The organism is Deferrisoma sp., from assembly GCF_054681715.1.
This window is the reverse complement of record NZ_BAAHFQ010000127.1, coordinates 1-8322: the sequence shown is the minus strand read 5'-3', so window position 1 is coordinate 8322 and position 8322 is coordinate 1. Positions and strand designations below refer to the sequence as shown.

The window sequence follows — 8322 nt, the reverse complement described above, 5'->3', positions numbered from 1 at the left end:
GCCGCCACTTTCCCCGAGACGCCCGAGGCCTACGAGGAAGGCGCCACCGGCTGGGAGGAGCCCGGCCAAACCCCGCCCCACCGGGCCGACTGGGACGAGGGGGTGGAGGAACCGGCGACACCGGCGGCGGCCGCCGCGGATCTCGCCCCGGCCATCGAGTCCACGGTCCGCGCGGCCCTGGAGCGGAGCCTGTCGGCCGAGGCCCTCACCCCGCTCGTCCAGGCCACGGTCGAAAAGGTGGTGTGGGAGGTGGTGCCCCAGCTTGCCGAGCGGCTCATCCAGGAGGCGATCGAGAAGCTCAAGCAGGAGCCCTCGTAGCCCCGCACCGCGCCACCGGCGCCACGGGCCCTGGCCAAACCGGCCAGGGCCGTTTACGTTTTCGGGGTCGCTCGCCCCCGAGGAAAGGAGACGCACCGTGGAGACACTTTGGCGTTCCTGGTTCCCGGTAGCGGACCGGGTCACGTACCTCAACCACGCGGGCGTCGCCCCCCTCTCGACCCGGGTCGCCGAGGCGGTGGGGGCCGCAACCCGGGAGTGCACCGTGTGGGGCGCGTTTCGCTACGGGCGGCTCCTGGCCGGACTCCGGCGGGCCCGGGAGTCCGCGGCCCGGCTCCTCGGGGTGCGCCCCGGGAACGTGGCGTTCGTCAAGAACACCTCGGAGGGGGTCTCCTTCGTGGCCGAGGGGTTTCCCTGGAAGCCCGGCGAGGCCGCGGTGGTGCCCGAGGGGGAGTTCCCGACCAACGTGTACCCCTGGATGAACCTAGCGCGGAGGGGCGTCCGCGTGATTCGGGTTCCCGAGCGGGGCGGCCGCCTCGAACTGGACGACTATCAAAAGGCCCTGGACGAACCCGGGGTTCGGGTGCTCGCGGTATCGGCCGTGGAGTACGGCACCGGGTTCCGAAACGACCTGGCCGCCCTGGGGGAGATCTGCCGGGAGCGGGGGGTGTTCCTGTTCGTGGACGCGATCCAGGCCCTGGGGTGCCTGCCCCTGGAGCCCCAACGCCTCGGCGTCCACGCGCTCGCGGCCGACGCCCACAAGTGGCTCTGCGGGCCCGAGGGGATCGGGATCCTGTACCTCTCGGACGAGGCCCTGAACCTCCTGCACCCGGTCGAGGTGGGCTGGAACTCGGTGGCCGACCCGCTCGCTTTCGACCGGATCCGGTTCGAGCTGCGGCCCGACGCGGCCCGGTTCGAGGCGGGAAGCCCGAGCACCATCGCGGTGCACGGCCTGAGCGCGGCGGTGGACCTCTTGCTGGAGGTCGGGATCGAACGGGTGTGGGACCGGGTGCGGGAGCTCACCGATCGCCTGATCGAGGGGCTCCGGGAGCGGAGATACACGATCGCCTCCCCCCTGGCGTCCGGCGAGCGAAGCGGTATTCTGACCTTCGTGCCGCGGCGGCCGGCGGCCGAACTGGCCGAGACGCTCCACGACCGGGGCGTGTTCGTGGCCGCCCGGGGCCCGGGGCTTCGGGTGTCGCCCCATTTCTACAACACCGTGGACGACCTGGAACGGTTCTTCGCGGAACTGGACGAGGCGGAAAAACTGGGAGGTTAGGAGGCTGGGGGAGATTGTGCCCCCCCTCACCCCGGCCCTCTCCCCCCGTGGGGGAGAGGGAGACAGAGGGCAGCCCGGAACGGCGTTGCAGACCCCCCTCCCCTGGTGGGAGGGGGGTAGGGGGGAGGGGGATGAAGGGCCCACCACAAGCGCTGGCGATCGGGTGCCGCGCTTTGGGGTCCCGGGAGGCGAGGTTCTGGGCGGCGTGGTGGCCCCCCCTCACCTCGGCCCTCTCCCCCCGTGGGGGAGAGGGAGACAAAGGGGTGCCGGCTTCCCCTGTCTTCTGTCCCCCGAATTCCGACCCCTGACACGGAGTGCGCCATGATTCGAAAACCCGTTGTCGCCGGACAGTTCTATCCCGGAGACCCCGTGGCCCTCCGGGAGTTCGTGGTTCGGGCGCTCGGCGCGGGCCCCGAACGGGCCGCGCTGGGCGTGGTGTCGCCCCACGCGGGGTACGTCTATTCCGGGGCCGTGGCGGGCGCGACCCTGGGCGCCGTGCACATCCCCGAGACGGTCGTGCTCCTGGGGCCCAACCACACGGGGCTCGGCGCCGAGGCCGCGGTGTGGGCCCGGGGAGGGTGGGCGACCCCGCTCGGCACCGTGCCGGTGGCCGAGGACCTGGCCGAGGCGCTCTTGGCCGCCTGCCCCATCCTGCAGGAAGACACGCTCGCCCACGTGCACGAGCACTCCCTGGAGGTCCAGCTCCCGTTCCTCCAGGTGAAGCGGCCGGGCCTTCGGATCGTGCCGATCTGCCTGGCGCTTCGGTCCTTCGGCGAGATCGCCGAGGTGGGAAACGCCCTCGCGGACACGCTAACCGGGTGGGGAGAGCCCGCGCTCCTCGTCGCATCGAGCGACATGAGCCATTACGAGCCCGACGACGTGGCCCGGGCCAAGGACAAGCTCGCCATCGAGCGGGTCTTGGAGCTCGATCCCCGGGGGCTCCTTGACACTGCGAAACGCCATGGGATTACAATGTGCGGCGTCGTGCCCACCGCCGCCATGCTGGTGGCCGCCCGCCGGCTCGGGGCCCGGGGGGCCGAGCTCGTCCGGTACGCCACCTCGGGCGACGCGAGCGGCGATTACCGCCGGGTGGTGGGCTACGCCGGCATCCTCGTGGCCTGATCCCGCCGGGCCTGCTCACGGGCAGGCCCGACGTTGTTTGTAGGTTCACGCGCCGGGGTTCCACGCGCCTCCGTCCGGGCGCACGACAACGCCGCTTCCCAGGACAAGAAGACGCAACCCCATCCGCCGGAACGGTGGGGGAACGGGCTCCCAGCTTCCAAGCTTCCTAGCCTTCGAGCCTCCCCGCCTTTTCCAGCGCGAAGCCCGAACAAGGAGACCCCCATGTCGGGTGTACGGACCCGTTTCGCGCCGAGCCCCACGGGCTACCTGCACGTGGGCGGCGCCCGCACCGCGCTGTTCAACTTCCTCTACGCCCGCCACCACGGCGGCACCTTCGTGCTGCGGATCGAGGACACCGACCGGGAGCGGTCCACCGAGGAGAGCACCCGGGCGATCCTGGATTCCCTCCAGTGGCTCGGCCTCGAGTGGGACGAGGGCCCATACTTCCAGAGCCAGCGCACGGCACTCTACCTGGAGCACGTGGAGAAGCTTCTGCGGGAGGGCAAGGCCTACCGCTGCGACTGCCCGCCCGAGGTGGTGGAGGCGAAGCGCCAGAAGGCCCTGGCCGAGGGGCGCAAGCCCAAGTACGACGGCACCTGCCGGGCGCGCACCGACGTGGACCCCTCGAAGCCCCACGTGGTCCGGTTCAAGGCGCCCCAGGGGGGCACCACCACGGTGCCCGACCTCCTGCGGGGCGAGGTGACCTACGACAACGAGGAACTCGACGACCTCGTGATCCTGCGGACCGACGGCTCGCCCACGTACAACTTCGTGGTGGTGGTGGACGACGCCCTCATGGGCATCACCCACGTGATCCGGGGCGACGACCACCTGAACAACACCCCCCGCCAGATCCAGCTCTACCACGCCCTGGGCTACCCGCTGCCGAAGTTCGCCCACGTGCCCATGATCCTCGGTCCCGACAAGAAGCGGCTCTCCAAACGCCACGGGGCCACCAGCGTGGAGGCGTACCGGGAGGCCGGGTTCCTGCCCGAGGCCCTGGTGAACTTCCTCGCGCGGCTGGGGTGGTCCCACGGCGACCAGGAGATCTTCTCGCTCCAGGAGCTCATCGAGCTCTTCGACCTCGACGGCGTGGGCCGCTCGGCGAGCATCTTCAACGAGGACAAGCTCCTGTGGCTCAACGCCCACTACATCAAGGAGTGCCCCCAAGACCGGCTGGTGGAACTGGTGCGGCCGTTCCTCGAGAAGCGCGGCTGGGATACCTCGGACCGCAAGAAGCTCGAGGTGCTGGTGGAAGCGTTCCGGCCCCGGTGCAAAACGCTCGCGGAGTTCGCCGAGAAGGCCACGCCCTACTTCGTGCGGGAGATCGAGATCGAGCCCGACGCCGCCAAGAAGCACCTCAAGGCCTCGATCGTCCCCGTGCTCTCCGATCTCCTCGAGGCGTTCCGGGCCGTGGATTCGTGGGACCTGGCGCCCCTCGAGCGGGCCTTCGTGGCGGTGGTGGAGGGCAAACACGGGCTCAAGATGGGCAAGGCCGCCCAGCCCCTCCGGGTGGCCGTGACCGGCACCACCGTGAGCCCGGGCATCTTCGAGACCCTGGTGCTCGTGGGCCGCGACTGGGCCCTGGAGCGGATCGAGCGGGCGCTCGCCCTCGCCAAGGCGCGGGAGGCCGGCTGACCCCGGGAGGGCGCGGATGGCGCTCGTGTTCGTGTGCCCGTCGTGCCGGACGGCCCTCAAGGTCGACCCGGCCAAGCTGCCGAAGCAGCCCGTGCGCTACCGCTGCAAGCGCTGCGGGGAGGTCTCCGTGGTGCAGGACCACCTCCACGAGCGCCCCCCGGCGGCCCCCCCGCCCCCTCCGGAGCCGACCCCGGACGGCACCGTGTACCACCACGTGAGCGACCTGGCCCAGATGGGCATGCCCCGGGCCGCTTACCGCCTCGTCGTGGAGGTGGAACCCCAGGACGGCCGACGCTCCACCCGCACCTTCGACGACACCCGGATCACGGTGGGCCGGGGCGACGCCACGGTCCGGGTGAACGACCCCCTTGTGAGCCGGATCCACCTGGAGATCGAACGGGTGAAGGACCGGGTGATCGTGAAGGACCTGGGGAGCACCAACGGCACCTTCGTGAACGACCGCGCGGCCACGGCCGAGTTCGTGGGCGAGGGGGACGTGGTCCGGATCGGGAACACGAAACTCCGCGTGCGGGTGGAGATGGCGGGGTAAGGTTTTGGCCACAGAGGAACACAGATTTGCACAGATGTTTCGGCGGGGAACCCTGAGGAGCGGCAAAGGGGCGGCAGCGGGTTCGCTCCCCCTGGTCATCCCGGGGGCAACGCCACCGGCTCGAACCTGACCCGAATCGCTGCCGGACGGCCCCTCCCGAAATCTGTGTCCATCTGTGTACCAAGACCAACGAAAGTATTGTCAGATCCCGGGCGTTGCAAGGGAAACCCGCGGGTGGGGGGCTGGTGGAGAGCCGGGTGCGGCCCCTTACCTCGCCGCGCCATCACCACGCTCGGATCGCTTTGAAAGATGCGGAACGTCCGCTACCGCCGCCCCGGCCTGCCGAGCCGACAACGGCATGGAAAGGCGCGGCGATCGGGTGCCGCACTCGCGCCCGGCCGGAACCAGTCCCCCACCCGACCCCCGGCAATACTGTTGAAGGTCCGTAGGCCGCGGGGCGCGGCCTGTTTGCAAAACAATTAACTTCCGCCTCGGCCACACGGTGCACCGCGGCCGTCTGGACCACGGGACCGAAGACCGCGAGACCGACGACCGACGACCGAAGTTACTTCGAAGGTATTCGTAAATCCGTGGCCGAGTTCTCTCACGCCTTCCGCAGGGCCACCACCGCGGTCACGTTGTCGGGGGCGCCGCGGCCCAGGGCCTCGGCCACGAGGCGCTCGCAGGCCTCCGCCGGGTCGGCCGCCTCCCCCATCACCTCCTCCATCACCCCGGCCGGCACCGGGCCCCAAAGCCCGTCGGAGCACAGGAGCAGCCCCTGCCCCGGCGCCACGTCCACCGGGGTGTACTCCGGCCCCTCGTCCAGGGCCACCCCCACGGCCCGGGTGACCACGTTCCGAAGCCCTGCGCCGGCGAATCCCCACTCCACCGCGGCCGAATGGTCGCGGGTGACCCGCGCGAGGCGCTCCCCGTCCCACCGGTAGCACCGGGCGTCCCCCACGTGCACCACGTGCACCCGCCCGCCCTCGGCCAGGGCGGCCACCAGGGTGCATCCCATGCCGGTCCGCGAGGGATGGGAGGCGGCGTCCCGGCCCACGGCCCGGTGGGCCTCCTCCACGGCGGCCACGAGGTCTTCGGCGCCGGGATGCCCCGCCGCCGAGAGCCGGCCCGCCACGACGTCCACGGCCAACCGGGCCGCGCGGTCGCCGGCGGCGTGGCCGCCCATGCCGTCGGCCACCACCCAGGCCGCGGGCCGCTCCAGGACCCGAAAGGCGTCCTCGTTCCGGGCCCGGACGAGGCCCGGGTGGGTGCGGCCGGCCGCGGTCCAGGCCGTTTCCGGCTTCCGGCGAAATGGGTTCCACACCGGGACTACTCGTACCGGAACCGGACGGGGCCGGCCGCGATCTCGTCCCCCGGGGCGAGCGGGGTGGGCCCGGAGGCTTTCACTCCCCGGACCCGGGTGGCCCGCCAGCCGCCCTTGGGGGTGAGCACGTGCCCCTCTCCCGAGGCCAGCAGGCTGAACTGCACCCGGCCGAGCCCGAACCCCCGCAGGCGCACCTCGCAGTCGGGCCCTTTCCCCACCCGGACCACCCCCCGGCCGGCCAGGTCCAGCTCCCCCGGTTCGGCCCGGCCCCCCACAAGGACAAGCCGCCGCCGGCTCGCCGGCCGAGCGGGCCGGGAATCCAGCACCACCGTGGCGTCCAGGTCCCGGGCCGGGGCCGCCGCGCCGGCCACGACGGGTTCCACCGCGAACTTGGCCACCCGGAACCCCTGGCCCGGTGGGAGCGCCACCTCCCCCTCGACCCGGGCGTCGCCCACGAAGGTGCCGTTTTGGCTGCCCAGGTCCTCCACCCGCACGGTTTCGCCCGCGACCGAGAGCCGGCAGTGCCGGCGCGACACGGCCGGGTTGTCGAGGTGCACGTCCGCGTCGGCTCCCCGGCCGAGCACCACGCTTGCGCCGTCGGCCACCTCGAACCGGGCCACCTCCCGGTCGGCGATCTTCACGCTCCATTGCATGGCGAAGCTCCTTTCAACAGCTGGGAGGCTGGGAAGCTAGGAGGCTAGGACGCTAAAATCCTTGTTGATTCAAGCCTCCGCGTCCGCCCCACCCCGTGGGAGCGGCTCCCGCGCCGCAACGTCAGTTCTTCTGGGCCTTCGGCCCGAAGCGAAGGGGTAGGCGCCGCCTCCCCTCGCCTACCCCCCGAGCACGCCTTTGGCCCAGGCCACGGTGGTGTCGTAGAGCGACTGCACGGCCGGGGGCGCGGTGCCCGACACGAGCGCGTGGGCCCAGTAGCCGGCGGCCGCGGACGCCGCCAGGGCGAGCCCCCACCCGGCCCGGCGGGCCCAGGTGCCCCCCGCCCCCCTCCCCCGCGGCTCCGGCGCCCCGGGATCGTCCGCCGGCAACACCAACGTCGGCGCGTCGTCCTCGAGGTCGGTGGGGCCCCCGCCCTCGACCCGGTCCAGAACCTCCAGGGCGGCGTCGGCGCTTTCGGGCCGGCCGTCCGGGGCGAGGGCCAGGCATGAGCGCACCAGTTCGCGCAGGAGCGCGGGCGCGCTTTGCACCGGCTCGGCTTCCACCAACCCGCCGGCCTCCCACCGGGGTCGCGCGCCGGCCAGCATCTCGTAGAGCATCACCCCCACCGCGAAGAGGTCCGCCCGGGGCGACCGGGGTTCCCCCCGGATGCCGTACCAGTTGGGGGGGCCCGAGGGGTCGCCGTAGTGCTCGTCCAGGCCGAAATCGGTGAGCTTCACCTCGCCCCGTTCGCCGAAGAGCACGTTGGAGGGCCGGAGGTTCCCGTGGACGATGCGGTTCCGGTGGGCGAACGCCAGGCCCTGGAGGATCCCGCGGGCGATCCGGACCGCCTCGGGCCAGGGCAGCGGCCGCACCAAGCGGTCCCGGAGCGACCCGCCGCTCAGGTACTCCATCACCACGATGTAGAACTGCTCGTTGCGGGAGGTCCCCAGGATCCCGGCGATGTTGGGGTGACGGAGCGTCGTGAGGAGCCGGGCCTCGGTATAGCCCTGGCTTGCGGCGGGTTTTCGCTTGATTACGAGGAGCTTGTGGTCCACCCGGTCCTCGTAGAGGTAGACCGCGCCGAACCGGTCCTCCTTCAGGACGTCGAGGAGCGCGAACTTGTCCTCGATGCGCGCAAGCCCCTCCCCCGCCCTGCGGCGCTGGTCCCCGGCCAGGTGGGCGCCCCGGAGCATCTGCAGGAGCCGGTCGCGCACCGCGTCGGCCGAGGGCGGGCGCCTGGCCGGGTCGGGGTCGAGGCACTCGCGCACCAACTCGTCGAGCCCCGGGGGCACCGTGGGGTCGCGCTCCCGCAGGGGGCGGTAGGGCTCGCCGGGCTTTTCGCCCGCGAAGAGCTCGTAGAGCACCACGCCCAGGGAGTAGATGTCGCTCGCCGGGGTCACGGCCCGGCTGTCCACCCGTTGCTCGGGGGACATGTAGGCGAGCGTGCCCATGACGACCCCGGCCCCGGTGGCGTCGCCCTCG

General features: G+C 72.1%; 7 protein-coding genes and 1 pseudogene. 5 read left to right on the top strand and 3 right to left on the bottom strand.

Translation table 11 applies throughout. From position 1 onward, the window contains the following. The 5 genes and pseudogenes from ACY0I8_RS14130 to ACY0I8_RS14110 all read left to right on the top strand — a co-directional run. Positions 1 to 318: pseudogene (locus ACY0I8_RS14130) on the top strand (response regulator); the annotation flags it as partial. Between the two features lie 97 nt (positions 319 to 415). After that, positions 416 to 1555, top strand: coding sequence for an aminotransferase class V-fold PLP-dependent enzyme (locus ACY0I8_RS14125; RefSeq protein WP_461395281.1), 1140 nt, complete (start codon positions 416 to 418; stop codon positions 1553 to 1555). 321 nt (positions 1556 to 1876) lie between these two features. Next, entirely contained in the window at positions 1877 to 2677 is an 801-nt protein-coding gene (gene amrB, locus ACY0I8_RS14120; RefSeq protein ID WP_461395280.1) for an AmmeMemoRadiSam system protein B, read from the top strand. A gap of 222 nt (positions 2678 to 2899) precedes the next feature. After that, positions 2900 to 4315, top strand: a complete 1416-nt coding sequence (gene gltX, locus ACY0I8_RS14115; protein ID WP_461395279.1) for a glutamate--tRNA ligase — start codon at positions 2900 to 2902, stop codon at positions 4313 to 4315. 16 nt (positions 4316 to 4331) lie between these two features. Next, complete coding sequence (locus ACY0I8_RS14110; protein ID WP_461395278.1) at positions 4332 to 4865, top strand: FHA domain-containing protein; 534 nt, start codon at positions 4332 to 4334, stop codon at positions 4863 to 4865. Between the two features lie 604 nt (positions 4866 to 5469). Here the strand turns inward: ACY0I8_RS14110 and ACY0I8_RS14105 are convergent. The 3 genes from ACY0I8_RS14105 to ACY0I8_RS14095 all read right to left on the bottom strand — a co-directional run. Further along, entirely contained in the window at positions 5470 to 6189 is a 720-nt protein-coding gene (locus tag ACY0I8_RS14105; RefSeq protein WP_459941471.1) for a PP2C family protein-serine/threonine phosphatase, read from the bottom strand. A 5-nt stretch (positions 6190 to 6194) separates the two neighbouring features. After that, complete coding sequence (locus tag ACY0I8_RS14100; RefSeq protein ID WP_461395277.1) at positions 6195 to 6842, bottom strand: FHA domain-containing protein; 648 nt, start codon at positions 6840 to 6842, stop codon at positions 6195 to 6197. Positions 6843 to 7019: 177 nt separating this feature from the next. Next, the coding region (locus ACY0I8_RS14095) for a serine/threonine-protein kinase (RefSeq protein WP_461395276.1) at positions 7020 to 8322 on the bottom strand (1303 nt) is incomplete at its 5' end.